The organism is Crenobacter sp. CS_VA4 (assembly GCF_055597485.1).
On the sequence record NZ_JBVMAE010000007.1, the window covers coordinates 46,911 to 73,061 of the forward strand.

A 26,151-nucleotide genomic window follows, 5' to 3' on the forward strand; every position below is an offset into this window, starting at 1 on the left:
ATGTCCGAATGGATCGACATCGCCGCGGAAGCGGACTTCCCGCCCGGCACCTTCCGCACCGTAGATGTGGAAGGCGTACCGATCGCTGTGTTCAACGTCGGCGGCCACTACTACGCCATCGAGGACGTCTGCACCCATGAGGCTGAGACGCTGTCGTACGGCCGTGTCGAAGGGCTGGAGATCACCTGCCCCCGCCACGAGGCGCGTTTCTCGCTGGTCACCGGGGCGGCGCTTTCGCCACCGGCGTATGAGCCGGTGGCGACCTTCCCGGTTCGCGTCGAAGACGGCATGGTGCAGGTCAGGGACGACCGCTTCGATTAGAGCCTATTTGTCCGGTCCCGGACGATTGGTTACGCGTTTGACAAAGCGTTTAGGCCGGCTTGTTTGCCGGCCTCTGATCGCTTGAAGCGGTGTTCGGTGTTGCAGCGGCAGCTGCGGCAGAATCCGATGTCTACGCTTAGGGCGCAAAAGAAAACCCGATACGCCGTCGATACGGCATATCGGGAAACCCTACACAGACAAAGAACGCTCACTCACATAAGGCGTGAGAGCGCCTCTTGTTTGCCTACCACTTTAATCAGATCGATTGCTCGGCGGTGGCCGGCTGCGTCTCCTGGCTCTGCTTGTTGTAACCCAGCAGGTAATAAACGATCACCAGCATCGCGAGCCACACCGGGCCGACGATCAGCGCGACGCGGGTGTCGGGAAAGTACGCCATCAGGCCGATGACCAGCAGCAGGAACGCACCGGCGAGGTACGAGCCGTACGGGTAGAACGGCATCCGATACGAGAGCGCGGCCAGCTCCACCCGGCTGAGCCGGCTGCGAAAGCGCAGCTGCGAGAGCAAGATCACGCCCCAGGTCCAGATCGCGGCGAAGGTGGAAACGGCGGTCAGCCAGACGAACACCTCTTTCGGCGCGACGTAGTTGAGCAGCACGCCGAACAGCAGCAGCAGCACCGACATCAGCACCGCCGGCACCGGTACGCCGTTTCGGCCAACCTTGGCGAACACTGGCAGCGCCTGCTTCTGCTGCGCCAGGTTGTACAGCATGCGGCCGGTGCTGAAGATGCCGCTGTTACACGAGGACAGCGCGGCGGTCAGCACGACGAAGTTGATGATGCCGGCGGCGGCCGGGATGCCCATCTTCTCGAAGGTCATCACGAACGGGCTGCCCGTGGTGCCGATCTGATTCCACGGGTAGATGGACAGGATCACGAGCAAGGCGCCGATGTAGAAGATCAGGATGCGCCAGAACACCGTGTCGATCGCGCGGGCGAGCGACTTCTTCGGGTTCTTCGCCTCGCCGGCGGTCAGGCCGATCATCTCCACGCCAAGATACGCGAACATCACCATCGGCAGCGCCATCAGCACGCCCTGCATGCCGTTGGGCAGGAAGCCGCCGTGCTGCCACAGGTTGGCGATACCGGTAGCAATGCCGCCGTTGGCGAAGCCGAAGAAGATCGTCCCCGCTCCGGACACGATCATCAGCACGATGGTGACGATCTTGATCAGCGCGAACCAGAACTCGAACTCGCCGTACGCCTTCACCGCGATGAAGTTGACCGACGCCATCGACACCAGCGCGGCCAGCGCCCAGACCCAGCCCGGCGTGCCCGGGAACCACACGGCCATATAGACGGCGACGGCGGTGATCTCGGCCATACAGGTGACGATCCACATAAACCAGTAGGTCCAGCCGGTCAGATAGCCGGCCAACGGCCCCAGATAGTCCTGTGCGTAGCGGCTGAACGAACCGGCGACCGGGTTGTGGATCGCCATCTCGCCGAGCGCACGCATGATGATGAAGATGGCGGCGCCGCCTATCGCGTAAGACAGTATGATGGCCGGGCCGGCCATCTTGATCGCGGTCGCCGAGCCGAGGAACAGGCCGACGCCGATCGCGGCACCGAGCGCCATCATATTGATGTGGCGCTCCTCCAGGCCGCGATGCAACTTGTCTTGTTGCTCTTGCATTCGTTTCTCCTTTGCACACCTTGCCGTCGCTTGAGTCGGCGCATGCCTCTTCGCACGATCACGGGACGGTCGAATTAGATCAGCAGGGATTTCACCGGCGCAGCCGGGCACCGCCTTCTGGCCGATAGGCGAGAAGGAATGGCGGGCGCGCGGTGTGTTAGAACCGGGGACAAAACCCGATGCTGGATTGCCGGGCCGGATTCTGTCGGGGGGTTCGTCAGGCGGATTCGCTAGGAATCGTTAACGGGATAGGGACGCATGGCCTCTCCTGGGCGATGTGGGGGAGCGCAAACCTCGGCGTATCGCCGGCCGGCAGTTGGGGCTCAGTCGGTGCCCGAGGTTTACGACGTCTGCCCCCCTCTGTCCTTTTGCCTGAGAGATTACGCACCAGCGGGGCCGGCGCTTTTCCTTCGGCGAGGCCACGCGGGCCTACTCTCCAGAGAGCTCGTCGATGCGGCAGTCCTTTTGCCTGAGAGTTTCTGGGGCGATTCCCCTTCGGCGCCGCCCGTGTCGGGCGATCTCTCCAGCTGCATCGTCCCGCCCCTCGTCGTACCGAAGGAGCGGAAGCTGCGGAAAATCTAGGTAGGCTCGAAGCCGCTGTCAATCGGTGAGTGAGGAATTAATATTGTGCATCGCAATATTTCCGACTTCGCGATAATGGTAACCACGGCCAATTTCAATTGCCGCAAAACCGATTTGCACCGGCATCAGCAAGCTTTCTATAGGGAGTTAGGCTGGAATTCGATCAAACATTGCGCTGCGGCGCAGCATTTCCCGAATTAAAAAATACCCATTTCCAGCGTATTCATTTTGCAACAGCGTTATTTCCCGTAGAAACAATTTAATTTGAAGTTAGTTTAATCGGCCGTTTGATTTAATGCCCGGTTTTTCTCTCGAGAGAAATAAACCATGCCAAGAGTGTTTTTCTGTTGACAGGCTTTCAGCGTTTCCATTAGCTTGGAAAAAGCTTCACGGATGCTGCAGGAGAGATCGCCCGACCCGGGCGGCGCCGAAGGGGAATCGCCCCAGAAACTCTCAGGCAAAAGGACTGCTGCATCGACGAGCTCTCTGGAGAGTAGGCCCGCGTGGCCTCGCCGAAGGAAAAGCGCCAGCCCCGCTGGCGCGTAATCTCTCAGGCACAAAGGACAGAGGGGGCAACAGGCTGACGTCAGCCTGGAGCGCCCCCGACAGACCCGGCTGCCGATCCCGCGATCGCCCCTTCCGTCTCGCCCTCCGACTGACGTTGGCTGTGTTTTATCCCAACACAATCCTGTCAGGAAGAGAGCAATGAGCGAGACCAAATACACCGAATCCCACGAATGGCTGCGTCTGGAAGACGACGGCAGCGTCACGGTCGGCATCACCGAATATGCGCAGAACCTGCTGGGCGACCTGGTCTATGTCGCGCTGCCCAAAGAAGGCGAATCGTTCACCCAGGGCCAGGAAGCCGCCACGATCGAATCGGTGAAGGCCGCCGGCGAGATCAAGCTGCCGGTCGACGGCACAATCGTCGCGGTCAACAGCCTGCTCGCCGACGAACCGAGCCTGGTCAACGACGCGCCCGAGGGCGACGGCTGGTTCTTCCGCATCCGCCTCGACAACCCAGCCCAATTGGACGGTCTGATGGACGATGTCGCCTATCAGAACCTGATCGACCAATAAGCCCGGGAGAGCTGCCATGTTCCGTGATGATTCGCTCAAAGAGGACGCGCTGTTCCAGCGCCGCCACATCGGCCCGGGCGCCGACGAACAGCAGGCGATGTTGGCCGAACTGCAGGTCGACTCGCTCGCCGAACTGATCGACGAGGTCGTCCCCGCCAGCATCCGCCTGGCCGCCCCGCTCGCCCTCGCCGACGGCTGCAGCGAAGCCGAGGTGCTGGAGCGCCTCGCCAAGATCGCCGCGCGCAACCAGGTGTTCAAGTCCTACATCGGCATGGGCTACTACGACACCCACACCCCGCCGGTGATCCTGCGCAATGTGTTCGAGAACCCGGCCTGGTACACCGCGTACACCCCGTACCAGCCGGAAATCTCGCAGGGCCGCCTCGAGGCGCTGCTGAACTTCCAGACCATGGTCACCGACCTGACCGGGCTTGAGATCGCCAACGCGTCGATGCTCGACGAGGCGACCGCCGCGGCCGAGGCGATGACCTTCTGTCAGCGCCTGTCCAAATCGAAGAGCGCGGTGTTCTTCGTCGCCCGCGACTGCCATCCGCAGACCATCGAAGTGGTGAAGACCCGCGCCGAGCCCTTGGGCATCGAGGTGGTCGTCGGCGACCCGCGCCGCGATCTCGCCGGCTTCGAGTGCTTCGGCGTGCTCTTGCAGTACCCGGGCTCGCACGGCGACCTGATCGACTACCGGTCCGTCACCGAGGCCGCCCACGCACAGGGCGCGCTCGTCGTCGTCGCCGCCGACCTGCTGGCGCTGACGCTGCTGACCCCGCCGGGCGAATTCGGCGCCGACGTCGCGGTCGGCACGACTCAAAGATTCGGCGTGCCGATGGGCTTCGGCGGCCCGCACGCCGGCTACTTCGCGACCCGCGACGAGTTCAAGCGCACCATGCCGGGCCGCCTGGTCGGCGTATCGGTCGACAGCCACGGCCGCCCGGCGCTGCGCCTGGCGATGCAGACGCGCGAGCAGCACATCCGCCGCGAGAAGGCCACCAGCAATATCTGCACCGCGCAGGCGCTCTTGGCGATCATCGCCGGCCTCTACGCCGCCTACCACGGCCCCGAGGGGCTGACCGCGATCGCCCGCCGCGTGCACAGGCTGACCGCCACGTTGGCCGAAGGGCTGCGCGAGCTCGGCTATTCGGTACCGACCGAGTCGTTCTTCGACACGGTGACCGTCTCGGTCGACACCGCCAACCACGCCGACGTGCTGCATGCGCAGGCGCGCTCGCGCGGCGTCAATCTGCGCGCCAGCGCCGACACCCGCATCGGCATCTCGCTCGACGAGACGACGACTTCGGCCGACGTCGTGGCATTGTGGAGCCTGTTCGCGCTCGGCAAGGTCACGCCGGACTTCGCCGCACTCGAAGCGCAGGCCGCCGACGCGATCCCGGCGCCGCTCGTCCGGACCAGCGACTTCCTGACGCACCCGGTGTTCCAGCTGTACCGCTCGGAGACCGAGATGCTGCGTTACCTGCGCCGCCTCGCCGACAAGGACCTGGCGCTCGACCGCACCATGATTCCGCTGGGCAGCTGCACGATGAAGTTGAACGCCACCACCGAGATGATCCCGGTGACCTGGCCGGAATTCGGCAAGCTGCACCCGTTCGCCCCGGCCGAGCAAACCGCCGGCTACCGCGAGCTGACCCAGGAGCTTGAGTCTATGCTGTGTGCGATCACCGGCTACGACGCGGTGTCGCTGCAGCCGAACGCCGGCTCGCAGGGCGAGTACGCCGGCTTGCTCGCGATCCGCGCCTACCACGCCAGCCGCGGCGAGTCGCAGCGCGACGTCTGCCTGATCCCGTCGTCGGCGCACGGCACCAACCCGGCCAGCGCGCAGATGGCGAACATGAAGGTGGTGGTGGTCGCGTGCGACGAGGCCGGCAACGTCGACGTCGATGACCTGAAATCGAAAGCGGAGCAACACAGCGACAAGCTCGCCGCGATCATGATCACCTACCCGTCCACCCACGGCGTGTTCGAGGAGCGGGTGCGCGAGGTGTGCGACGTGGTGCACGCGCACGGCGGCCAGGTCTACATCGACGGCGCGAACATGAACGCGCTGGTCGGCCTGGCGCAACCGGGCGGCTTCGGCGGCGACGTGTCGCACCTGAACCTGCACAAGACCTTCTGCATCCCGCACGGCGGCGGCGGCCCGGGCGTCGGCCCGATCGGCGTGAAGGCGCACCTCGCCCCGTTCCTGCCCGGCCACAAGGCGGGGAGTCTCGGCGGCGGCGGCGCGGTGTCGGCGGCGCCTTACGGCAGCGCCAGCATCCTGCCGATCACCTGGACCTATATCGCGCTGATGGGCGCGGCGGGCCTGAAGCGCGCGACCGAGGTAGCGATCCTCAACGCCAACTACATCACCGCCAAACTGGCGCCGCACTACCCGATCCTCTATACCGGCCCGAACGGCCGCGTCGCGCACGAGTGCATCGTCGATGTGCGGCCCTTGAAGGACAGCACCGGGATCAGCGTCGAGGACATCGCCAAGCGGCTGATCGACTTCGGCTTCCATGCACCGACCATGTCGTTCCCGGTGGCCGGCACCTTGATGATCGAACCGACCGAGTCGGAATCGAAGGCCGAACTCGACCGCTTCATCGAGGCGATGGTGACGATCCGCGAGGAGATCCGCGCGGTGGAGGAAGCCCGCAGCGACGCCAACGACAACCCGCTGAAACACGCGCCGCACACCGCGGCGGTGCTGGCCGGCGAATGGAGCCACGCCTACAGCCGCGAACAGGCGGTGTTCCCGCGAGGGCTGGAGCGCGACCACGCCAACAAGTACTGGCCGTCGGTCGGCCGCGTCGACAACGTCTACGGCGACCGCAACCTCGTCTGCAGCTGCCCGCCGCTGTCGGCCTACGAAGACTGAAACTGAAGACGCCGCTGTTCGGCCAACCCTATCACCCAAAGGTTGGCCGAACGGTGGCTACAGCCCTCACAAAGGAGAAACAGATGTCCCGCCAAGAACAATTCAGCCAGCCGCTGCAAATCGCCGGTTTCGACGACGCGCTGTGGCAGGCGATGGAAGCCGAGCGCTTCCGCCAGGAAGACCATATCGAGTTGATCGCCTCGGAAAACTACGCGAGCCCGCGCGTGATCCAGGCGCAGGGCTCGGTGCTGACCAACAAGTACGCCGAGGGCTATCCGGGCAAGCGCTACTACGGCGGCTGCGAGCATGTCGATGTGGTCGAGCAGCTGGCCATCGATCGCGCCAAGCAGCTGTTCGGCGCCGACTACGCCAATGTGCAGCCGCACTCGGGCTCGCAGGCCAACGCCGCCGTCTACATGGCGCTGATCCAGCCACACGACACGGTGCTGGGCATGAGCCTGGCGCACGGCGGCCACCTCACCCACGGCGCTTCGGTCAACTTCTCGGGAAAGATCTATAACGCCGTCCAGTACGGCATCGACACCAATACCGGCCTGATCGACTACGACGAAGTCGAGAAGCTCGCGCTCGAACATAAACCGAAGCTGATCGTCGCCGGCTTCTCCGCCTACTCGCGGGTGATCGACTGGGCGCGCTTCCGCGCCATCGCCGACCAGGTCGGCGCCTACCTCTTGGTCGACATGGCCCACGTGGCGGGGCTGGTGGCCGCCGGTCTGTACCCGAACCCGGTACCGTTCGCCGACGTGGTGACCACTACCACGCATAAGACGCTGCGCGGCCCGCGAGGCGGCCTGATCCTCGCCAAGTCGAATCCGGACATCGAGAAGAAGCTCAACTCCATCGTATTCCCGGGCATCCAGGGCGGCCCGCTGATGCATGTGATCGCGGCGAAGGCGGTCGCGTTCCAGGAAGCGCTGCAGCCGTCCTTCGCTGCCTACCAGCAACAGGTGATCGCCAACGCTCGCGCGATGGCGGCGGTGTTCGTCGAACGCGGCTACGACATCATCTCAGGCGGCACCGACAACCACCTGTTCCTGCTGAGCCTGGTCCGCCAGGGGCTGACCGGCAAGGCGGCCGACGCCGCACTGGGTGCCGCGCACATCACCGTCAACAAGAACGCCGTGCCGAACGACCCGCAGTCGCCGTTCGTCACCAGCGGCATCCGCATCGGCTCCCCGGCAGTGACCACGCGCGGTTTCAAGGAGGCGGAGGTGCGCGCGGTGGCCGGCTGGATCTGCGACATCCTCGCCGACCTCGACAAGCCGACCGTGATCGAGCGGGTGAAGCACCAGGTCGCCGAGCTGTGCGCGGCCTTCCCGGTTTACGGCAAATAAACGGCGAGGCGCGCATCATGGCCATCAGCGTATTTGATTTGTTCAAGATCGGGATCGGGCCGTCGAGCTCGCATACCGTCGGGCCGATGCGCGCCGCCGCGCGCTTCGCCCACGGTCTGGCCGAACACGGCCTGCTGGACAGAACGGCAGCGGTGAAGTCCGAGCTGTTCGGCTCGCTCGGCGCGACCGGTCGCGGTCACGGCTCGGACGTGGCGGTGCTGCTGGGCCTGGAGGGCGAGGAGCCCGACACGGTCGACACCGACAGCGTCGAACCCCGCGTCGCGGCGATCCGCGCGGCGGGCGAGCTGACCCTGCTCGGTCGGCGTCGCATTGCTTTCAAGGAGAAGGAACACCTGATCCTCTACCGCCGCGAGACGCTGCCCTACCACCCCAACGGCATGCGTTTCACCGCCTACGACGTTGACGGTGAGGTGCTGGCGAGCAAGGTCTACTACTCGGTCGGCGGCGGCTTCGTTGTCAACGAAGAAGCGGCCGGCGCCGACCGCATCGTGCCCGACGCGACGGTGCTGCCCTACCCGTTCAAGTCGGCCAAGACGCTGCTCGCGCTGTGCGAGGAGCACGGCTTGTCGATCAGCCAGCTGATGCTGGAAAACGAGAAGGTGTGGCGCAGCGAAGCCGAGATCCGTGCCGGGCTGCTCGCGATCTGGGACGTGATGCAGGCGTGCGTCAAGCGCGGCTCGGAGCGCGAGGGCATCATGCCCGGCGGCCTGAAGGTGAAGCGCCGCGCCGCCGAGCTGTACCGCAAGCTGTCCAGCCACCCGGAGGCGGCGCTGCGCGACCCGCTCACCATCCTCGACTGGATCAGCTTCTACGCGCTGGCGGTCAACGAGGAGAACGCCACCGGCGGGCGGGTGGTCACCGCCCCCACCAACGGCGCGGCCGGCATCATCCCGGCGGTGCTGCACTACTACACCCGCTTCCTCCCCACCGCCAACGACGACGGCGTGGTGCGCTTCCTGCTCACCGCCGCCGCGATCGGCATTCTCTACAAGGAAAACGCGTCGATCTCCGGCGCCGAGGTCGGCTGCCAGGGCGAGGTCGGCGTCGCCTGCTCGATGGCGGCCGGCGGCTTGGCCGAAGTGCTGGGCGGCAGCGTACTGCAGGTGGAAAACGCCGCCGAGATCGGCATGGAGCACAACCTGGGGCTGACCTGCGACCCGGTCGGCGGCCTGGTGCAAGTGCCGTGCATCGAGCGCAACGCGATGGCGTCGGTGAAGGCGGTCAATGCCGCACGGATGGCGCTGAAGGGCGACGGCAGCCACTTCATCTCACTCGACAAGGTGATCCGCACCATGCGCGACACCGGCGCCGACATGAAGACCAAATACAAGGAAACCTCGCGCGGCGGCCTGGCCGTCAACGTGATCGAATGCTGAGGACTATGCAATGAACGCACCGCTGAACCGCACTCCGCTCTACGACCTGCATATCGAACTGGGCGCCAAGATGGTCCCGTTCGCCGGCTTTGAGATGCCGGTGCAGTATCCGCTCGGCGTGCTGAAGGAACACCTGCACACCCGCGCGCAGGCCGGCCTGTTCGACGTCTCGCACATGGGCCAGGTCAAGCTGATCGGGCCCGGCGCGGCCGCCGCGCTGGAGAGCCTGGTGCCGGTCGACATCATCGACCTGCCGGCGGGCCAGCAGCGCTACGCGCTGTTCACCGACGGGCACGGCGGCATCCTCGACGACCTGATGGTGTCGAACTTCGGCGACGACGTGCTGTACGTGGTGGTCAACGCCGCTTGCAAGGAACAGGACATCGCGCACATGAGACGCCACCTCGCCGGCCAGTGCGAAGTCGTCGAGCTGACCGACCGCGCACTGCTCGCGCTGCAGGGCCCGGCCGCCGCGACGGTGCTCGCGCGCCTGGCGCCGGCCGCTGCCGAGCTGACCTTCATGCAGAACGCCCAACTGGAGCTCGACGGCGTGGCTTGTTACGTCAGCCGCTCGGGCTACACCGGCGAGGACGGCTACGAGATCTCGGTGCCGTCCGAGCACGCCGCAGCGCTGGCGCGCCGGCTGTTGGCCGAAACGGAGGTCGAGGCAATTGGTCTTGGCGCGCGCGACTCGCTGCGCCTGGAAGCCGGCCTGTGCCTGTACGGCCACGACATCGACACCGGCACCACGCCGATCGAGGGCAGCCTGCTGTGGGCGCTGTCGAAGAACCGCCGCCCCGGTGGCGAACGCGCCGGCGGCTATCCGGGCGCCGACGTCGTCGCGCGGCAGATCACCGACGGCGTCGCGAAGAAGCGCGTCGGTTTCGTCGTCAAAGACAAGGTGCCGGTGCGCGAAGGCGCCGAGATCACCGACGCCGACGGCAACGTGATCGGCAAGGTCACCAGCGGCGGCTTCGGCCCGAGCTTCGGCGGCCCGGTCGGCATGGGCTATGTCGCGAGCGCGCACGCGGCGGTCGGCACCGCGCTCTACGCGATCGTGCGCGGCAAGCCGGTAGTGATCGAGGTCGCCAAGACCCCGTTCGTGCCGCAACGCTACTACCGGGGCTGACACCATGAGCACCGTCAAACCCGCCAAATTGGAGGCCGGCATCAAGCTGTCGGCCGCCGAGAAAATGGCGCGCATCCCGGTCAAGATCGCCCCGACCGAAAAGAGCGAGATGCTGCGCAAACCCGAGTGGATCCGCGCCGCCTTTCCCGGCAGCAAGGAGGTCGTCGCGCTGAAAAAGACGCTGCGCGAACACCAGCTCGTCACCGTCTGCGAGGAGGCGAGCTGCCCGAACCTGGGCGAATGTTTCAGCCACGGCACCGCCACCTTCATGATCATGGGCGACATCTGCACGCGGCGTTGTCCGTTCTGCGACGTCGGCCACGGCCGGCCGAACCCGCTCGATGCCGACGAGCCCGCAAGGTTGGCCGAAACGATCGCCGCGATGAAGCTGAAATACGTGGTGATCACCTCGGTCGATCGCGACGACCTGCGCGACGGCGGCGCGGCGCACTTCGCCGCCTGCATCGCCGAGACGCGGCGACTCAGCCCCAGCATCCGCGTCGAGACGCTGGTGCCGGACTTCCGCGGCAGGATGGACACGGCGCTCGAAGTGCTGGCCGACACGCCGCCCGACGTGTTCAACCACAACCTCGAGACCGTGCCACGGCTCTACCGCGAGGCTCGGCCGGGCGCCGACTACACGCACTCACTCGCGCTCTTGGAAGCGTTCAAGGCCGAGCGGCCGGACGTGCCGACCAAGTCGGGGTTGATGGTGGGTCTGGGCGAAACCAACGACGAGATCGTCGAGGTGCTGCGCGATCTGCGTGCCCACCGGGTCGACATGCTGACGCTCGGCCAGTACCTGCAGCCGAGCCGTCACCACTTGCCGGTGAAGCGCTTCGTGACTCCGGCCGAATTCGCCGAACTGCGCCGGATCGCGCTCGAGCTCGGCTTCTCTCAGGTGGCAGCCGGGCCGATGGTGCGATCGAGCTACCACGCCGACCTGCAGGCCCGTGGCGAGCTGGTCGCCTAACAGCCCCTACCCGCAAGGTCGGCCGAACCGGCCTTGCTACGGAGACTCCGATGACTCAAACAGCAGCCCAGCAACGCTTCATCCTCACGCTGACCTGCCCCAGCGCCGCTGGCCAGGTCGCCGCGGTATCGGGCTTTCTCGACACGCGTGGCGGCTACATCGACGAGCTGTCGGTGTTCGACGACGAGCTCAGCCAGCGCTTCTTCATCCGCTGCGTGTTCCACACCCGCAGCACCGACCCCGATCTGCTGGCACGCCTGCAGGCCGAGTTCGCACCGTTGGCCGAACGCTTCGCGATGCAGTGGCAGCTCAACGATGCCGCCGCCCGCACCCGCACGCTGATCCTGGTGTCGAAGCTCGATCATTGCCTGAACGACCTGCTCTACCGCTGGAAGCTCGGCGAGCTGGCGCTCGACATCGCCGGCATCGTCTCCAACCATCCCGACCTGGAGCCGGTCGCCCGCGCCTACGGCCTGCCCTATCACCACCTGCCGGTCACGGCGGACAGCAAGGCGCGGCAGGAAGCGCAGCTGCTCGAGCTGGTCGAATCGACCGGGAGCGAGCTCGTGATCCTGGCCCGCTACATGCAGATCCTGTCGAACGAGACCGCCAGCCGGCTGTCCGGCCGGGCGATCAATATCCACCACTCCTTCTTGCCCGGCTTCAAGGGCGCCAAGCCCTATCACCAGGCGTACGCGCGCGGTGTGAAGCTGATCGGCGCCACCGCCCACTACGTCACCGACGACCTCGACGAAGGCCCGATCATCGAGCAGGTGGTCGAGCGGGTCGACCACACCCACCGCCCCGAGCAGCTGCAGGCCACCGGCCGCGACATGGAATGCCTGGCGCTGGCGCGGGCCATCAAATACCACACCGAGCGGCGCGTGTTCCTCAACGGCGACCGCACCGTGGTGTTCCGCTGACTCACAGGAGCGATACATGACCACCCCCTTCAGCATCGAACTCTACCCGCCCACCCACGCCGGCGCGGCGACACAGCTGGCGGCGGCGCTGCCGCGCCTGATGGCGCTGGGCCCGGAGTACTTCTCGGTCACCTACGGCGCCGGCGGCAGCACCCGCGAACGCACGGTCGAACTGGTCGAGCAGCTGCACCATGCCGGCTGGCCGGTGGCCCCGCACCTGTCGGCGATCGGCGCCGGCCGCGACGAGGTGCGCGCGCTGCTCGCCCACTACCGGGTGCTGAATCTCACCCGGCTGTTCGCCTTGCGCGGCGATGCCCCATCCGGCATGGGCGGCCGCGGCGACTTCGCCTACGCGAGCGACTTGGTGCGCTTCATCCGCGAGGAAAGCGACGGCGACATCGAGCTGACCGTGGCGGCCTACCCAGAGGGTCACCCGCAGGCCCGCAGCCCGGCCGCCGACCTCGCCGCGCTGAAAGCCAAGCAGGACGCCGGTGCCAGCCTCGCCGTCACCCAGTACTTCTTCAACGCCGACTCCTTCCTGCACCTGCGCGACCAGTGCGCCCGCACCGGCGTTCATCTGCCGCTGATCCCCGGCATCCTGCCGCTGACCCGCTTTGCCGGCACGGCTCGCCTGGCCGAAACCCGCGGCATCGAGCTGCCGCGTTGGATCGCGCGCAAGCTATCCAGCCTGGGCGACGACACGGCCGCCGTCCGCGACTTTGGCCTCGACGTCACCACGCGGCTGTGCGAACGATTGATTGCGGAAGGGGTGCCGGCGCTGCATTTCTTCAGCCTGAACCAGGCGGGGGCGCTGGAGACGCTGTGCGAGCGGCTGGCGCTCGTAGAAGCCCGCGACACCCAGCCCGTGCCATGATCTTGCGGTACGGACCGAACGGGGGCCGGCTCGAAATACTCAGGTACGCCCTGCAGATTCCGGCCCTCCCGGCCTCTCACCTCGCTGAGGGCCGCGCGCTCCGTGTCCGACTAGCCAGCACCAGAGCGATGCCGCCAAGGATGGCCGCCGAGGCTGTCGCCAGACGCGGCGTGATCGCCTCGGACAATAAGAGCACGCCGCCGAACGCCGCGATCGGTGGCACCGACAGCTGCACCGTCGCCGCGCGCATGGCCGACAGCCCGCGAAGCGCGGCATACCAGATGACGTAGCCGATGCCCGAGGTCAGCGCGCCGGACGTGATCGCCAGCCCCACCCCAAGCGGCGTGGCGTGAGAGCGGCTGAGGAGCAGCGCGCTCAACGCGAGAGCCATCGGCGCGGCGCGCAGAAAATTGCCGGCGGTGGCGGCCAGCGGACTAGCCAGCCCGCGGCCGCGCAGCGAGTACACGCCCCACGCCACGCCGGCGGCGGCCATCAGCGCCGCGCCCAGCGGTGCCGGCGCCGTGAGCCCCGGCGACATCAGATAGACGAGGCCGGCGACGGCGAGCGCGAGGCCGAACCAGGCGATCGGCCTGAACTGCTCGCCCGCGCGCAGGCCGGCGCTGAACATGGTCACCTGCACGGCGCCGAACAGGATCAGCGCCCCGGAGCCGGCGCTGAGCGTCAGATAGGCGAAGGAGAAGAACGCGACATAGGCGAACAGCATGGCCGCCGCGAGCCAGTCCGGGCGGGCCGGCGCGGCGCGATCGGACATAAGGCGCACGACGAGGGCCAGCATCAGCGCCCCCGAGACTAGCCGGATGCTCGCGAAGCTGGCCACATCGATGGCCGCGTGCTGCAGCGCGAGCCGGCACAGCAGCGAATTGGCCGCAAACGCGACCATCGCGGCGGCGGTGAGCAGCACGGTGCGCCGTGCGGGAGGGCCAGGCTTCGCCTCATCCCTATCGGCCCTCTTCGGCAGGCGGGCGGCATCAAACATTGTTCGCCACGAGTAGCGCGGCCCAGGCCAGCAGCGCCACGCCGAGCGGCGCGCTCAGCCTCCGCCCCCAGCGGACGTTCTTCTCGACCGCCATCACGGCGGCGAGCACCAGCATCCAGCCCAGGCTGCCGGCCCCCACCGCGAACATCAGCAGCATCAGCGCCCAGCAGCACCCGACGCAGAACAGCCCGTGGTGCGCCCCGAGCGCGAACGCCTGCCGCTCCTGATCGCGGCCGCGCCAATGCTCGATCACGAAACTCAAGGGCGTGCGGCACTTCTCCAGGCAACGGTATTTGAGCCTGCTGAACTGGAAGGCACCGGCGACGGCGATGGTGGCGGCACCGATCAGCCAGCTATACCAGGTCAGCGCAGGCACGCTCGCCACCCAGGCCAGCAGCAGCGCGTGCAGCCCGTGCGCCAGCAGCCCGAAGGCGCCCCATGCCGCCAGGTAGCCGAGGCCGAGCAGGGTGAGCAGGCGCAGGCGATCCGTCCGGCCGGTGACGAGCCGGTCGAAGGCGTCGAGCAGCGACAAGGTGGTCGGCAGCATCATCGCCGCGATCATCAGCGTCCATGACACGGCGTAGAGCGCTGCCGGCACGACGAACGATCCGCCGGGAACCACGCGGCAGAGCGATGCCGCCGGCCCCGATGCCGTCCAGTCGCCGTGGTCCAGGTAGCGTCCATAGGGGCTGCGCGCCCAGGCCCACAGGGCGACCCAGGCGAGCGCGACCAGGCCGGCGAGCACTGGCAGGAACACGCGTCGGTGACGCGATGCGCTGAGCATGATCAGGTCGAGCGGCACATGGCACCGCCCGTGACCTTTTAGGCGTCGAACACGAAGATGCTCTGCAGCGCGTTGTGGTCCTTGATGTCGAGGTCGATGCCGATCGCCGCGTTCTTCGAACGGTAGACGGGCGCCTTGCCGACGAACACCGGCGCGCCGGGTACCGTCGAAAAGATGGTGTCCGACAACGTGGTCGTGCTGCCTGTCGCACCGACGTAGGGCTCGAGTTCAGCGTAGTAGTCCGCCCCGATGGCGAGTGTCCCTTTGCCGCCCTGGACATCGAAGGTGATGGGCGCGCGCTCCACCGACACCACAGTACCGATCAACTTGGCGAGGTCGGCGATGGGGCCGCCGGCCTGACCGGTGTAGACCTTGAGCAACGCGTCCTCCTGGTCCTTCGAGGCCTTGTCGTCGACGAAGATCGCCGCCGTCCAGTTGCCTTCCAGGATGTTGCCCGGAACATGGGCCACCGCGGCAATCGTGTTGCCGCCCACGTCGACACCATCGATCGCCCCCTTGTCGATGCGCCACGCGACGATGGTGTCGCAGGTGCCGAAATCGGGATCCTCGCCGATCCAGCAGGGACAGAGGACGCGACAGTTGCAGACCTCGAGCAAACGACCTTCCAGGTGATAGCTCATAACGTCCCTCCATTGGGCTTCGTTGATGCATGCCATTTCGCGACGGCTTCCGCTGCAGATTTGTAGTCCGCGCGACCGGGGTATGCAAAACGTTTGCCTGGCAAGATGACGGACGGTCGCCGGTGGGGAGCGTGCGTCCGTTCGGGGCGGAATCACGGTGCTTCGACGGCCGTTGTCGGCGGAATCTCCTGGCTAGTTTTCGACAGGGGGCCCCCGGATTAGGACGCTGACGCCCACGTCCGAAGGCCGAGATGGGCGTGACGCCGCGGCCTCCCCCGGTCAAGAGAGAGCCGGTCGTGAAACACGCATACAGCCTCGACGACGCCTTGCCACGGCTGGCGGCGCTAGGTCCAGACTGTCTGACCGTCACCGACGGCGCCGGTGGCAGCACTCGCGAGCGCACTATTGGCCTGGTTGAGCGCCACTGCCGGCTGGGCCTACCCGTTGCCGCGCACCTGTCCGCGGTAGGGGGCAAGCCGCGACGACATCCGGGCACGGCTCGTCCACTACCGCGAGCTCGGCCTATCCCAGCTGTTCGTGCTGCGCGCTGACACCCCATCAGGCATGGGCGGCCGTGGCGACTTCCGCTATGCCTGTGATTTGGTGCAGTTCATTCGTACGGAAAGCGGCGATCACTTCCACATCGACGTGGCCGCCTACCCGGAGGGTCATCCGCAAGCGCCGGGGCTGACCGCCGCTCTGCTGGCACTCAAGCCAAGCAGGACACCAGCGCCTTCGTCACTCGGTACTTTTTCAACGCGGATGCCTTCCCGCAGCAGCTGCGCGACCAGTGCGCGGCGGCGGGAATGACCCTACCGCTCATACCGGGCGTGCTGCCGCTGACGCGCTTTGCCAGTACAGCTAAGCTGCACAGGCGCGGGGCATCGAGTTGCCCGCGATGGCTGATGCGCAAGATGTCGAGTTTTTTGGGGGGATGACCTAAGTTCGATGCGCTCGTTCGGCCTCGACTTCAGCACGGTGCTTTGCCAGCGATTGCTAGCCGAGGGCGTGCCGGGTTTGACTTTTTCCTGGCCAGTTCCCTCGAAACACGCTGCGAGAGATTGCCGCTTGCTCGGGCTTGCCGTTAAGAATGGAACCGGCGCCAGCCGGAAAGACAACGGCCGCCTTGGCCTCGCCCGCCCTCGCTGTCAGGCGCGGGACGGCAAGACCAGGCGGCCGCCATGGGGGTTTCGGTGTCAGAAGGTATAGGCCAGCATCCCATGCGCGGGACTCTGGAAATCCACCGCCATCATCACGCTCAGCGAGGTGATGGTGATGATGGAGAAGAAGAACACCTGCCGCGCCCAGACACGGTCGTCGGTGCAGCTCTTGTAGCCGGACAGCGCCATCTTCAGCCACCACAGGCTGGTGGCACAGGCCACCGCCAGGTAGCCGTAGCCGACGTAGCCGCCCAGGGCGAGCATCACCGTGGCCGCAGCAAACGCCAGGATGTAGAGCACGATCTGCTGCTTGGCCTTGGAGATGCCCTTGACCACCGGCAGCACCGGGATCGACGCCGCCTCGTAGTCCTTGAAGCGGAAGATCGCGATCGCGTACGAGTGCGGCATCTGCCACAGACAGAACATCACCAACAGGATCAGCGCGCCCATGTCGAAGCGACCGGTCACCGCACAGTAGCCCGCCACCGGCGGCACCGCGCCGGACAGGCTGCCGACCAGAGTGCCGTACACCGAGTGGCGCTTCATGTACAGGCTGTACACGCCGACGTAGATCACGAAGCCGAACAGCGCGCAGGCGAACGCCAGCGGGTTGGTCCAGTGCCACAGCGTCCCGAAACCAGCGATACCCAGCAGCAGACCGTGCGTCAGCGCCGCCTTGAACGACATGGCGCCGGTCACCAGCACGCGGTTCTTGGTGCGCGCCATCTTGCAGTCGATGTCGCGGTCGATGCAGTTGTTCAAGGAACAACCGGAGGCAACGACCAGGGACAGGCCGATCACCGTCGCCAGGAACACGCCCAGGTCGCCATGGCCCTTGGCGGCGAGCAGGAAGCCGCCCGCCGTCGAGATCAGGTTACCGAAGATGATGCCCGGCTTGGTGACCTGCAGGTATCGCTTGAATTTCACGAGCTTCTCTCTTACGGCATCATCAGCGCGTCGGCGCTGAAGATGATCCACACCGACAGGCCGATGATCATCACGATGATCAGCGCGGTGAACAGGAAGGTAAGGCTGTTGAGACGGCCTTCCTCGCTGAAGTTCAGGTGCAGGAAGTACTTCAGGTGCACCAGGATCTGCACCACGGCGAAGCCGACGATGCCGATCATCGTGTCGTGCGAGCTGAAGTTGCCGCTCATCACCATCCAGAACGGGATGACCGTCAGGATCACCGACAGCAGGAAGCCGATGCCGTAGGACTTTACGCTGCCGTGGTCGGCGGCATGGTCGTGGCTATGTGCATTGCTCATTACATGGCCCCTTTCAGGTAGACGACGGTAAACACGCAGATCCAGACGATGTCCAGGAAGTGCCAGAACAGGCTCAGGCAGTTCAGACGGGTCAGCGAACGCGAGGTCAGACCGGTCTTGACCACTTCAGTCATCATCACCGCCATCCAGACGAGGCCGGCAGTCACGTGCAGGCCGTGCAGACCCACCAGTGCGAAGAACGACGACAGGAAGGCGCTGATCTGCGGACCGTGGCCCTCGGCGATCAGGTTGTGGAACTCGTTCAGTTCCATGCCGATGAAGGTGGCGCCGAACAGGAAGGTCACGATCAGCCAACCGATCAGGCCCGATTTGTTGCCCTTGTGGGCGGAAATCATGGCGAAACCGTAGGTGATACTGCTGAACAGCAGCGCGAAGGTTTCAACGAGCACATACTTCAGCTCGAAGATGTTCTTCCCGGACACCCCGCCCGCCGTGTTGCCGGCCAGCACCGCAAAGGCGGCGAACGCGCTCGCGAACAGGATGCAGTCCGTCATCAGGTAGAGCCAGAAGCCCAGGACGGTGCTCGGGCCGCTGTCGTGATGCTCATGGTCATGAGCATGAGTGCTGTGCACTTGGTTTACATGAGAGGCCATGGCTGCTTACACCTGCTCCAGAGTTTTTGCTTTGTTCGGATGGGCGGCCGGCTTGCTGGCGTCGCGCTCGTCGTACTGATCCACATCGATGCCGAGTTTCTCCAGGCGCTGACGCTCGATCTGCTCGATCTCTTCCGGCTGCACGTAGTAGTCGATGTCGTTGTCGTAGGCGCGTGCCAGCATGCTGGCCACGATGCCGACGAAACCGACGATCGCCAGCCACCAGATGTGCCAGATCATCGCGAAGCCCAGCACGGTGGCGAAGGCACCGATGAACACACCGGCCGAGGTGTTCTTCGGCATGTGGATCGGCTCGTACTGTGCCGGCACCTGGTAGGCGATGCCCTTTTCCTTCATGTCGGTGAAGGCGTCGATGTCGTGCACGTGCGGCAGCTTGGCGAAGTTGTAGAACGGCGGCGGCGACGAGGTCGACCATTCCAGGGTGTGGCCATTCCACGGGTCGCCGGTCTCGTCGACCAGCTTCTTGCGGTCGCGGATGCTCACGGCGATCTGCAGCAGCTGGCAGCCGATACCCAGGGCGATCAGTACGGCGCCGATGCAGGCCACGTACAGCCATGGGGTCCACAGCGGGTTGTCGGTGTGGTTCAGGCGACGGGTCATGCCCAGGAAGCCCAGCACGTACAGCGGCACGAAGGCAAAGTAGAAGCCGGTCTGCCAGAGCCAGAACGCGGTCTTGCCGAGCTTCTCGTTCAGCTTGAAGCCGAAGGCCTTCGGGAACCAGAACACGAAACCGGCCAGGTAGCCGAACACCGCACCACCGATGATGGTGTTGTGGAAGTGCGCGATCAGGAACAGGCTGTTGTGCAGCACGAAGTCGGCGCCCGGCACGGCCATCAGCACGCCGGTCATGCCACCGATCGAGAAGGTGATCATGAAGCCCAGGGTCCACAGCACCGGCGAGGTGAAGCGCAAGCGGCCGCGGTAGATGGTGAACAGCCAGTTGAACAGCTTCACCCCGGTTGGCACCGAGATGATCATGGTCGCGATGCCGAAGAACGCGTTGACGTCGGCGCCCGAACCCATGGTGAAGAAGTGGTGCAGCCAGACCACGAAACCGAGCACCGAGATCACGCCGCTGGCGACGATCATCGAGGTGTGACCGAACAGACGCTTGCCCGAGAAGGTCGAGATCACTTCCGAGAACACGCCGAACGCCGGCAGGATCAGGATGTACACCTCGGGATGACCCCAGGCCCAGAACAGGTTGATGTACATCATCGGGTTGCCACCGGCTTCACTGGTGAAGAAGTGGAAATCCAGATAACGGTCCAGGCTCAGCATGGCCAGCACGCCGGTCAGGATCGGGAACGACGCCACGATCAGCACGTTGGCCCAGGTGCAGGTCCAGGTGAAGATCGGCATCTGCATCAGCTTCATGCCCGGCGTGCGCATCTTGATGATGGTCACCAGGAAGTTGATCGCCGTCAGCGTAGTCCCTATGCCTGATATCTGCAGCGCCCAGATGTAGTAGTCGACCCCGACGCCCGGGCTGTAGGCCAGCTCGGACAGCGGCGGATAGGCAACCCAACCGGTACGGGCGAACTCACCCACCCCCAGCGACAGGTTGACCAGCACAACGGCCGAGACCAGCAGCCAGAAGCTCAGCGAGTTCAGGAACGGGAACGCCACGTCGCGCGCGCCGACCTGCAGCGGCACGACGATGTTCATCAGGCCGGTCATGAACGGCATGGCCATGAAGATGATCATGATCACGCCGTGCGCGGTGAAGATCTGGTCGTAGTGTTCGGGCGGGAAGATCCCCAGGTGGCCGTTGGTAGCCAGGGCCAGCTGGGTACGCATCATCGCCGCATCGGCGAAGCCGCGCAGCAGCATGATCAGGGCGACGACGATGTACATCACGCCGATCTTCTTGTGGTCGACCGAGGTCAACCACTCTTTCCACAGATAGCCCCATTTGCCGAACTTGGTGATGAGGGCAAACACCACGAGCCCCATCAGGCCGGCGCCCGAGAGCGCCCCCATGATGATCGGCTCGTGAAACGGTATCGCGTCGAGCGTCAGTTTACCTAACAACATTTCTTCTTACTCCTTAACAACCGGCGGCTTGCACAGGCTCTTGGAGAGAGCGGCGAGCTGAATGGGGCTGAATCCGGCTTCCATGGTGGTCTGGTGACTGGCCATGTACTTGTTCAGGACGCCGTAGAACAGGTTTGGCGTGACGGAGGCGAAATACTGAACCGGGGTGTTCTCGCTCGGCTTGGCCACTTGCTGGTAGGCCGTCGCATCGAGGGGCTTGCCGGTGGCTTCGCGAACCTTCTTGACCCAGGCGTCGAACTCGGCCGGGGTCACGGTGGCGATGGCCTTGAATTTCATGCCGGAGAAGCCGCCACCGCTGTAGTTGGAGGACATGCCGTCGTAGGTGCCCGCCTCGTTGGCGATCAGGTGCAGCTTGGTCTGCATACCGGCCATCGAGTAGATCTGGCCACCCAGCTGCGGGATGAAGAAGGAGTTCATCGCCGCGTCCGAGGTGATCTTGAAGTTCACCGGGGTATTGGCCGGGAAAGCGATCTGGTTGACGGTGGCGATATTCAGGTCGGGATAGATGAACAGCCACTTCCAGTCCAGCGAAATCGCTTCGATCGTGATGGCTTTCTTGTCCGAGTCGAGCGGACGATACGGATCGAGTTTATGCGTGCTGTTCCAGGTCAGAACAGCCAGGAAAGCGACGATGATGCAGGGGATGATCCAGACAATCGCCTCGATCTTGCCCGAGTGCGACCATTTCGGATCGTAGGTAGCGTTTTCGTTGCTTGCGCGATATTTCCAGGCAAAGCCCAGGGTCATCAGAATGACCGGGACGACCACTAACAACATCAGCACGGTAGCCGTGATGATCAAGGACTTCTCATCCGCCCCGACCTGCCCCTTCGGATCAAGAATGCCGCCTTGACAGCCGGACAGCAGAGCGGCGGCAGTGAGAGAAAGTCCCCGTAAAATGCGAGGGTATTTTCTGATTATCATCTTACGACCTTAAAGGATTGAAAGTGGCTTTTGTCGTGCCCCAGCGAAACAAACGTCGTTAGCCCCCACGACGTCGCTAGACGCAATGGGGGCTAGCGGTTACTTCGCTAAGACGAAATAACGTGGCCAAATGCCGCAGTCCCGATCACCCAATAAAGCCGCGACCGAAGCAGACAAGAATCCATCTCGAGATCGCGCGGGCGTCGGTGATCACTTGATAGGGCGATGGGTAATCGCCCCTATAGATGGCGTGACTGTAAGAAAATCAGGGCTCGATATTGCGAATCGCGATGCTGGCCATACCTGAATCATTCCCTATCGAGAATGTTCTTTTTGTCGGTTTGTGCTGTGGACAGCATCGCTATGCCTTTCGATACGATACGCGACCGAAGGAAAAGCAAATGGAATAGGGGCATTCCATCCTAGGATCTGAACTGGACGGACCGTATTGGAAGCCATTTCGGGTACATCTTCAATGGCCCCCTCCCGCGCGTAACACCGAAAAACGGGCCGGTCAGGGGGCTTGCGAGGGCGTACTTGGCCAGACGATGCGCTGCAATCTCTTGCCACACCTTCATTTAGGTTTTTTGCATATTTTGTAAAATTCGTATCAATCGGTTACATTTTGATACATATCTGTGGTTGCCACTGAGGTATCCCTGTCTAGACGCCGTCTGTCAACCCCCAATTTCCGCACCAGGCATCTTCCCCAGCAACGCGGACTTCGAACCGCGCATGAGCCCCTATCAGGATCGCGCAGCAAGATGACGAACAGGCTCTAAGGCAGGAACGGGGCAAGGCGGTCCAGCTTGAGATGCTGCTCGAGCGAGTCGGCCAAGCGGTCGATATGCCTCTCCCGCTCCGCCCGATAGTCGAGCGGCGCCGGCTCTTCCAGCCCCGCCCAGCGAAGCAGCGCACCGCAGGCCTCCGGATGGTCGAACACGCCGTGCAGATAGGTGCCCAGCACCTGCTGGTCGGCCGAAACGGCGCCGTCCGCCCCCGTGGGCAACGTCACGGCGGGCCGCTCGAGGGCCGGGCCGGTCGTCACCCCCATGTGGATCTCGTAGCCGCTCACCGCCGCGTCGGCGACCGCCAGCCTGCCCTCGACCCGTTCCAGCCGCTTGTGCTCGGTCAACACCGTTTCCATCTCGAGCAGGCCCAGCCCCACGCTGCTGCCGGCGGCGCTTTCCAGCCCGAGCGGGTCGCGCAGAAGACGGCCGAGCATCTGGAAGCCGCCGCAGATGCCGATCAGTTTTCCGCCCAGGCGCAGGTGGCGCAGGATCGCCTTTTCCCAGCCATTGGCCCTGAGCCAGTCGAGGTCGCTGCGGACGTTCTTGCTGCCCGGCAGGATGATCAGATCGGCGACCGGGATCGCCTGCCCCGGCCCGACCAGCGTGAGTTCCACCTGCGGGTGCAGGCGCAAGGGGTCGAAGTCGGTGTGATTGCTGATGCGCGGGAACGCCGGCGCCACCACGCGCAGCGTCTGCGCGGTGCCCAAGGTTGGCCGAACGCTGCTTTGGCTCAGGCTGTCCTCGGCCTCGATATGCAGGCCTTGCAGATACGGCAGCACGCCGAGCACCGGCTTGCCGGTGTAGTGCTCGAGCCAGTCGAGCCCCGGCTGCAGCAGGCCGACATCGCCGCGAAAACGGTTGATGACGAAGCCGACGACGCGGCGCTGCTCCGATTCGGATAACAGCGCGAGCGTGCCCACCAGGTGCGCGAACACGCCGCCGCGGTCGATGTCCGCCACCAGGACTACCGGGCAGTCGACTTCTTCGGCGAAGCCCATATTGGCGATGTCGCCGGCGCGCAGATTGATCTCCGCCGGGCTGCCCGCCCCCTCCACCACGATGCAGTCGTACTGTTCGGCCAACCTTCGGTGCGACGCCAGCACCGCTTTCATCGCCTCGGGCTTGTAGCGGTGATACACGGCGGCGTCCATATTGCCGATCGCCCGCCCCTGCACGATCACCTGCGCACCGATAGTGGTGTTGGGCTTGAGCAGGATCGGGTTCATGTCGGTGTGCGGCTCGATCCCACAGGCCAGCGCCTGCACGGCCTGCGAACGGCCGATCTCGCCGCCGTCGACGGTGACCGCGCTGTTCAGCGCCATGTTTTGCGGCTTGAACGGCGCGGTACGGACCCCGCGGCGCGCTAGCAGACGGCACAGGCCGGTGGCGAAGGTGCTCTTGCCGGCGTCCGAGGTCGTGCCCTGGATCATGATGGTTTTGGCTGACATGGTTTTGCTCCGGACGCGCTTTTTTTTGTCGGCGGCTCTAAAATCGCGCCTTTCGAATCGGTTTTGCGGACTTGCGATGCAAGCCTCATCAAAACCCGAGCCCGACATTATAGAGGCGCCGTTTGTGACCCCTTCCGTTTTTCTGCTCCTCGCCGTACTGCTCGACAAGCTGCTGGGCGAGCCGCGCCGCTGGCACCCGCTGGTCGGCTTCGGCGCGCTGGTACGCCGCATCGAGGCCGCCCTCTACCCGGTCTACCCGAACGCCGAACCCGTCTGGCGCATGAGGCTGCGCGGCGCGCTGGGGATCGCCCTGCTGCTGATCCCCTTCACGCTGGTCGCGGCCGTGCTGGCCTGGTTGCCCTTCATCGGGTGGTTCTACAGCATCCTGCTGCTCTACCTCGCCATCGGCGCCAAGAGCCTGACCCAGCACGCCCAGGCGGTGGTCGAGGCACTGGCGGACAACGACCTGCCGCTGGCGCGGGAGTGCGTCGGCATGATCGTCAGCCGCGACACCTCGGCGCTGAGCGAAGAGGACGTGGCGCGCGCCACCATCGAATCGGTGCTGGAAAACGGCAGCGACGCGATCTTCGCCGCGGTGTTCTGGTTTCTGCTGTTGGGCGCGCCGGGCGTGGTGCTGTACCGGCTCGCCAACACGCTGGATGCGATGTGGGGCTATCGCAGCGAGCGCTACCTGCACTTCGGCTGGGCGGCGGCCCGGTTCGACGACGTGTTGAATTACATCCCGGCGCGGCTGACCGCGCTGACCTACACCCTGCTCGGCAATGTCCGCGACGGCTGGCGCTGCTGGCGCGCGCAGGCGCCAACCTGGTACAGCCCGAACGCCGGTCCGGTGATGGCGGCCGGCGCCGGGGCGCTCGGCGTGGCGCTCGGCGGCGCGGCGCGCTATCACGGCTCGCTGAAACAGCGCCCGGTGCTGGGCCTGATGCGCCCGCCGGGCATCGACGACATCGGCCGCGCGATCAGGCTGGTCAATCGCGGGCTGTGGCTGTGGGTCGCACTCGCCCTGCTCGGGGGATGGCTCCATGCTTGATCACGGCGGCGGCATTCTGGCGGCGGCACGCCGCTACGGCATCGCGGTGGAAAACTGGCTGGACCTGTCCACCGGGCTCAACCCGCAAGGCTGGCCGGTGCCCGAGCTGCCGGCCAGCGTCTGGCAGCGTTTGCCGGAAGAAAACGACGGACTGGAAGACGCCGCGTCGGCCTATTACGGCAGCGCTTTGCTGCTACCGGTCGCCGGCTCCCAGCCGGCGATCCAGACCCTGCCGCTGCTGCGTCCAACGGGGACGGTGGGCCTACTGGAAACCAGCTACGCCGAGCACGCGCACGCCTGGACGCGACACGGCCACCGGGTGGAACGCCTCAAGCCGAAAGAGCTGGAGGATGCGCTGTCCCGGCTCGACGTCGTGCTCGTGTGCAACCCGAACAATCCGACCGGCTGGCGCTTTTCGCCCGAGCGGCTGGAAAGCTGGCGGCAACGCTTGGCGGCGCGCGGCGGCTGGCTAGTCGTCGACGAAGCGTTCATGGACTGCACGCCGCAACACAGCCTGGTGCCGCAGACCGGCGCGCCGGGGCTGATCGTCTTGCGTTCGATCGGCAAGTTCTTCGGTCTCGCCGGCGCCCGGGTCGGCTTCGTGTTCACCTGGCGCGAGCTGCTAGCCCGGCTGCGAGAGGAGCTGGGGCCGTGGACCATCGCCGGACCGGCTCGGGCGGCGGCCAGGGCGGCGCTGCAGGATACCGCCTGGCAAGAACGCACGCGCACGCGCCTCGCCGCCGAAAGTACCCGGCTCGCGGCGACACTGCGCGAGCAGGGGCTGGCGCCGAGCGGCGGCGCGTCCTTGTTCCAGTGGCTGGCCCACCCGCAGGCACTGTTGCTGCACGAATTCCTCGCACGCCGGGGCATCTTATGCCGCTATTTCGCCGAGTCGCACAGCGTGCGTTTCGGTCTGCCGGCCGACGAAGCCGGCTGGCAAAGGCTCCTCGCCACGCTGGCAGAATTCCGGACCACGGCGTAGAACCGGACAGGATTCCCAAGCCAGCGGCCATCACGTATCATCCGGCCCAGCTAATGATGGTGCCCTTCGGGGTGAAACGGGAACGCGGTACGATGCCGCGGCTGCCCCCGCAACTGTAAGTGACGAGCCTGCGTCACAAAGCCACCGGATTCTTCCGGGAAGGCGACGCAAGGTGATGACGCACGAGCCAGGAGACCGGCCATCATCACTGTCGACGTGGGTTGAAACCGGGCGGGG

General features: G+C 65.3%; 23 protein-coding genes and 3 riboswitches. Of the genes, 13 read left to right on the plus strand and 10 right to left on the minus strand.

Annotated features, from left to right (window positions below):
- Entirely contained in the window at positions 1–321 is a 321-nt protein-coding gene (locus ACZ2IA_RS08495; RefSeq protein ID WP_470292142.1) for a non-heme iron oxygenase ferredoxin subunit, read from the plus strand.
- A 256-nt stretch (positions 322–577) separates the two neighbouring features.
- Here ACZ2IA_RS08495 and ACZ2IA_RS08500 read toward each other — a convergent pair whose 3' ends face one another.
- Positions 578–1,975, minus strand: coding sequence for an amino acid permease (locus ACZ2IA_RS08500; RefSeq protein ID WP_470292143.1), 1,398 nt, complete (start codon positions 1,973–1,975; stop codon positions 578–580).
- Between the two features lie 350 nt (positions 1,976–2,325).
- A riboswitch (glycine riboswitch) is annotated at positions 2,326–2,425 on the minus strand.
- A 521-nt stretch (positions 2,426–2,946) separates the two neighbouring features.
- Positions 2,947–3,036, plus strand: a riboswitch (glycine riboswitch).
- A gap of 226 nt (positions 3,037–3,262) precedes the next feature.
- On the opposite strand from ACZ2IA_RS08500, the gene gcvH reads away from it, so the two are divergent.
- The 8 genes from gcvH (at position 3,263) to ACZ2IA_RS08540 (ending at position 13,175) form a co-directional block, all read left to right on the plus strand.
- Positions 3,263–3,637, plus strand: a complete 375-nt coding sequence (gene gcvH / locus ACZ2IA_RS08505; protein WP_470292144.1) for a glycine cleavage system protein GcvH — start codon at positions 3,263–3,265, stop codon at positions 3,635–3,637.
- Between the two features lie 16 nt (positions 3,638–3,653).
- The gene (gene gcvP, locus ACZ2IA_RS08510; protein WP_470292145.1) at positions 3,654–6,524 is read left to right on the plus strand and encodes an aminomethyl-transferring glycine dehydrogenase; all 2,871 of its coding nucleotides are present in this window, start codon (positions 3,654–3,656) and stop codon (positions 6,522–6,524) included.
- Between the two features lie 83 nt (positions 6,525–6,607).
- A complete protein-coding gene (gene glyA, locus ACZ2IA_RS08515) occupies positions 6,608–7,879 on the plus strand; it encodes a serine hydroxymethyltransferase (protein WP_470292146.1) in 1,272 nt (423 codons plus the stop codon).
- A 17-nt stretch (positions 7,880–7,896) separates the two neighbouring features.
- Positions 7,897–9,276, plus strand: a complete 1,380-nt coding sequence (locus tag ACZ2IA_RS08520) for an L-serine ammonia-lyase (protein WP_470292147.1) — start codon at positions 7,897–7,899, stop codon at positions 9,274–9,276.
- A gap of 10 nt (positions 9,277–9,286) precedes the next feature.
- The gene (gene gcvT / locus ACZ2IA_RS08525) at positions 9,287–10,405 is read left to right on the plus strand and encodes a glycine cleavage system aminomethyltransferase GcvT (RefSeq protein ID WP_470292148.1); all 1,119 of its coding nucleotides are present in this window, start codon (positions 9,287–9,289) and stop codon (positions 10,403–10,405) included.
- A gap of 4 nt (positions 10,406–10,409) precedes the next feature.
- Positions 10,410–11,378, plus strand: a complete 969-nt coding sequence (lipA, locus tag ACZ2IA_RS08530) for a lipoyl synthase (RefSeq protein ID WP_470292149.1) — start codon at positions 10,410–10,412, stop codon at positions 11,376–11,378.
- A gap of 50 nt (positions 11,379–11,428) precedes the next feature.
- Positions 11,429–12,301, plus strand: a complete 873-nt coding sequence (purU, locus tag ACZ2IA_RS08535) for a formyltetrahydrofolate deformylase (protein ID WP_470292150.1) — start codon at positions 11,429–11,431, stop codon at positions 12,299–12,301.
- A gap of 16 nt (positions 12,302–12,317) precedes the next feature.
- Complete coding sequence (locus ACZ2IA_RS08540) at positions 12,318–13,175, plus strand: methylenetetrahydrofolate reductase (protein ID WP_470292151.1); 858 nt, start codon at positions 12,318–12,320, stop codon at positions 13,173–13,175.
- Positions 13,176–13,251: 76 nt separating this feature from the next.
- On the opposite strand, the gene ACZ2IA_RS08545 is transcribed toward ACZ2IA_RS08540, so the two are convergent.
- From ACZ2IA_RS08545 to ACZ2IA_RS08555, 3 genes are all read right to left on the minus strand, one after another.
- Positions 13,252–14,097, minus strand: a complete 846-nt coding sequence (locus ACZ2IA_RS08545) for a DMT family transporter (RefSeq protein WP_470292152.1) — start codon at positions 14,095–14,097, stop codon at positions 13,252–13,254.
- 67 nt (positions 14,098–14,164) lie between these two features.
- Complete coding sequence (locus ACZ2IA_RS08550) at positions 14,165–14,974, minus strand: DUF2182 domain-containing protein (RefSeq protein WP_470292153.1); 810 nt, start codon at positions 14,972–14,974, stop codon at positions 14,165–14,167.
- A 20-nt stretch (positions 14,975–14,994) separates the two neighbouring features.
- Positions 14,995–15,597 carry a DUF1326 domain-containing protein gene (locus ACZ2IA_RS08555; RefSeq protein ID WP_470292154.1) on the minus strand — a complete coding sequence of 201 codons (603 nt, stop codon included), beginning with the start codon at positions 15,595–15,597 and terminating at the stop codon, positions 14,995–14,997.
- A 531-nt stretch (positions 15,598–16,128) separates the two neighbouring features.
- Here ACZ2IA_RS08555 and ACZ2IA_RS08560 point away from each other — a divergent pair.
- Both ACZ2IA_RS08560 and ACZ2IA_RS08565 read left to right on the plus strand, forming a co-directional pair.
- On the plus strand, positions 16,129–16,407 hold the full coding sequence (locus tag ACZ2IA_RS08560; protein WP_470292287.1) for a methylenetetrahydrofolate reductase: 279 nt from the start codon (positions 16,129–16,131) through the stop codon (positions 16,405–16,407).
- Positions 16,377–16,535 (plus strand): methylenetetrahydrofolate reductase, encoded by a 159-nt coding sequence (locus tag ACZ2IA_RS08565; RefSeq protein WP_470292288.1) that lies wholly within the window; start codon positions 16,377–16,379, stop codon positions 16,533–16,535. Before ACZ2IA_RS08560 ends, ACZ2IA_RS08565 begins: the two co-directional genes overlap by 31 nt.
- 258 nt (positions 16,536–16,793) lie before the next feature.
- Here the strand turns inward: ACZ2IA_RS08565 and cyoE are convergent, their stop codons facing one another.
- From cyoE to ACZ2IA_RS08595, 6 genes are all read right to left on the minus strand, one after another.
- The gene (cyoE, locus tag ACZ2IA_RS08570; RefSeq protein ID WP_470292155.1) at positions 16,794–17,684 is read right to left on the minus strand and encodes a heme o synthase; all 891 of its coding nucleotides are present in this window, start codon (positions 17,682–17,684) and stop codon (positions 16,794–16,796) included.
- 11 nt (positions 17,685–17,695) lie between these two features.
- Complete coding sequence (gene cyoD / locus ACZ2IA_RS08575; RefSeq protein WP_470292156.1) at positions 17,696–18,025, minus strand: cytochrome o ubiquinol oxidase subunit IV; 330 nt, start codon at positions 18,023–18,025, stop codon at positions 17,696–17,698.
- Positions 18,025–18,639: a cytochrome o ubiquinol oxidase subunit III gene (gene cyoC, locus ACZ2IA_RS08580; RefSeq protein ID WP_470292157.1), complete on the minus strand. Its 615-nt coding sequence runs from the start codon at positions 18,637–18,639 to the stop codon at positions 18,025–18,027. The genes cyoD and cyoC overlap by 1 nt, the downstream gene beginning before the upstream one ends.
- Before the next feature lie 6 nt (positions 18,640–18,645).
- A complete protein-coding gene (cyoB, locus tag ACZ2IA_RS08585) occupies positions 18,646–20,697 on the minus strand; it encodes a cytochrome o ubiquinol oxidase subunit I (protein WP_470292158.1) in 2,052 nt (683 codons plus the stop codon).
- 6 nt (positions 20,698–20,703) lie between these two features.
- Positions 20,704–21,642, minus strand: a complete 939-nt coding sequence (cyoA, locus tag ACZ2IA_RS08590) for a ubiquinol oxidase subunit II (protein WP_470292159.1) — start codon at positions 21,640–21,642, stop codon at positions 20,704–20,706.
- Between the two features lie 778 nt (positions 21,643–22,420).
- Positions 22,421–23,881, minus strand: coding sequence for a cobyric acid synthase (locus ACZ2IA_RS08595; protein ID WP_470292160.1), 1,461 nt, complete (start codon positions 23,879–23,881; stop codon positions 22,421–22,423).
- Between the two features lie 124 nt (positions 23,882–24,005).
- Between ACZ2IA_RS08595 and cbiB the strand changes: the two genes are divergently transcribed.
- Both cbiB and cobD read left to right on the plus strand, forming a co-directional pair.
- Complete coding sequence (cbiB, locus tag ACZ2IA_RS08600) at positions 24,006–24,932, plus strand: adenosylcobinamide-phosphate synthase CbiB (protein ID WP_470292161.1); 927 nt, start codon at positions 24,006–24,008, stop codon at positions 24,930–24,932.
- Positions 24,925–25,914: a threonine-phosphate decarboxylase CobD gene (gene cobD, locus ACZ2IA_RS08605; protein ID WP_470292162.1), complete on the plus strand. Its 990-nt coding sequence runs from the start codon at positions 24,925–24,927 to the stop codon at positions 25,912–25,914. Before cbiB ends, cobD begins: the two co-directional genes overlap by 8 nt.
- 40 nt (positions 25,915–25,954) lie before the next feature.
- A riboswitch (cobalamin riboswitch) is annotated at positions 25,955–26,132 on the plus strand.
- The last annotated feature ends 19 nt before the right edge of the window (positions 26,133–26,151 follow it).

Excerpts from the sequence above, each read along its gene's own strand:
- gcvH (WP_470292144.1), top strand. The coding sequence starts at position 3,263 with ATGAGCGAGACCAAATACACCGAATCCCACGAATGGCTGCGTCTGGAA.
- ACZ2IA_RS08540 (WP_470292151.1), top strand. The coding sequence starts at position 12,318 with ATGACCACCCCCTTCAGCATCGAACTCTACCCGCCCACCCACGCCGGC.
- lipA (WP_470292149.1), top strand. The coding sequence starts at position 10,410 with ATGAGCACCGTCAAACCCGCCAAATTGGAGGCCGGCATCAAGCTGTCG.
- gcvT (WP_470292148.1), top strand. The coding sequence starts at position 9,287 with ATGAACGCACCGCTGAACCGCACTCCGCTCTACGACCTGCATATCGAA.
- ACZ2IA_RS08500 (WP_470292143.1), bottom strand. The coding sequence starts at position 1,975 with ATGCAAGAGCAACAAGACAAGTTGCATCGCGGCCTGGAGGAGCGCCAC.
- gcvP (WP_470292145.1), top strand. The coding sequence starts at position 3,654 with ATGTTCCGTGATGATTCGCTCAAAGAGGACGCGCTGTTCCAGCGCCGC.
- cyoA (WP_470292159.1), bottom strand. The coding sequence starts at position 21,642 with ATGATAATCAGAAAATACCCTCGCATTTTACGGGGACTTTCTCTCACT.
- ACZ2IA_RS08555 (WP_470292154.1), bottom strand. The coding sequence starts at position 15,597 with ATGAGCTATCACCTGGAAGGTCGTTTGCTCGAGGTCTGCAACTGTCGC.
- ACZ2IA_RS08595 (WP_470292160.1), bottom strand. The coding sequence starts at position 23,881 with ATGTCAGCCAAAACCATCATGATCCAGGGCACGACCTCGGACGCCGGC.
- cobD (WP_470292162.1), top strand. The coding sequence starts at position 24,925 with ATGCTTGATCACGGCGGCGGCATTCTGGCGGCGGCACGCCGCTACGGC.
- cyoC (WP_470292157.1), bottom strand. The coding sequence starts at position 18,639 with ATGGCCTCTCATGTAAACCAAGTGCACAGCACTCATGCTCATGACCAT.
- ACZ2IA_RS08495 (WP_470292142.1), top strand. The coding sequence starts at position 1 with ATGTCCGAATGGATCGACATCGCCGCGGAAGCGGACTTCCCGCCCGGC.
- cyoD (WP_470292156.1), bottom strand. The coding sequence starts at position 18,025 with ATGAGCAATGCACATAGCCACGACCATGCCGCCGACCACGGCAGCGTA.
- cyoB (WP_470292158.1), bottom strand. The coding sequence starts at position 20,697 with ATGTTGTTAGGTAAACTGACGCTCGACGCGATACCGTTTCACGAGCCG.
- ACZ2IA_RS08520 (WP_470292147.1), top strand. The coding sequence starts at position 7,897 with ATGGCCATCAGCGTATTTGATTTGTTCAAGATCGGGATCGGGCCGTCG.
- glyA (WP_470292146.1), top strand. The coding sequence starts at position 6,608 with ATGTCCCGCCAAGAACAATTCAGCCAGCCGCTGCAAATCGCCGGTTTC.
- purU (WP_470292150.1), top strand. The coding sequence starts at position 11,429 with ATGACTCAAACAGCAGCCCAGCAACGCTTCATCCTCACGCTGACCTGC.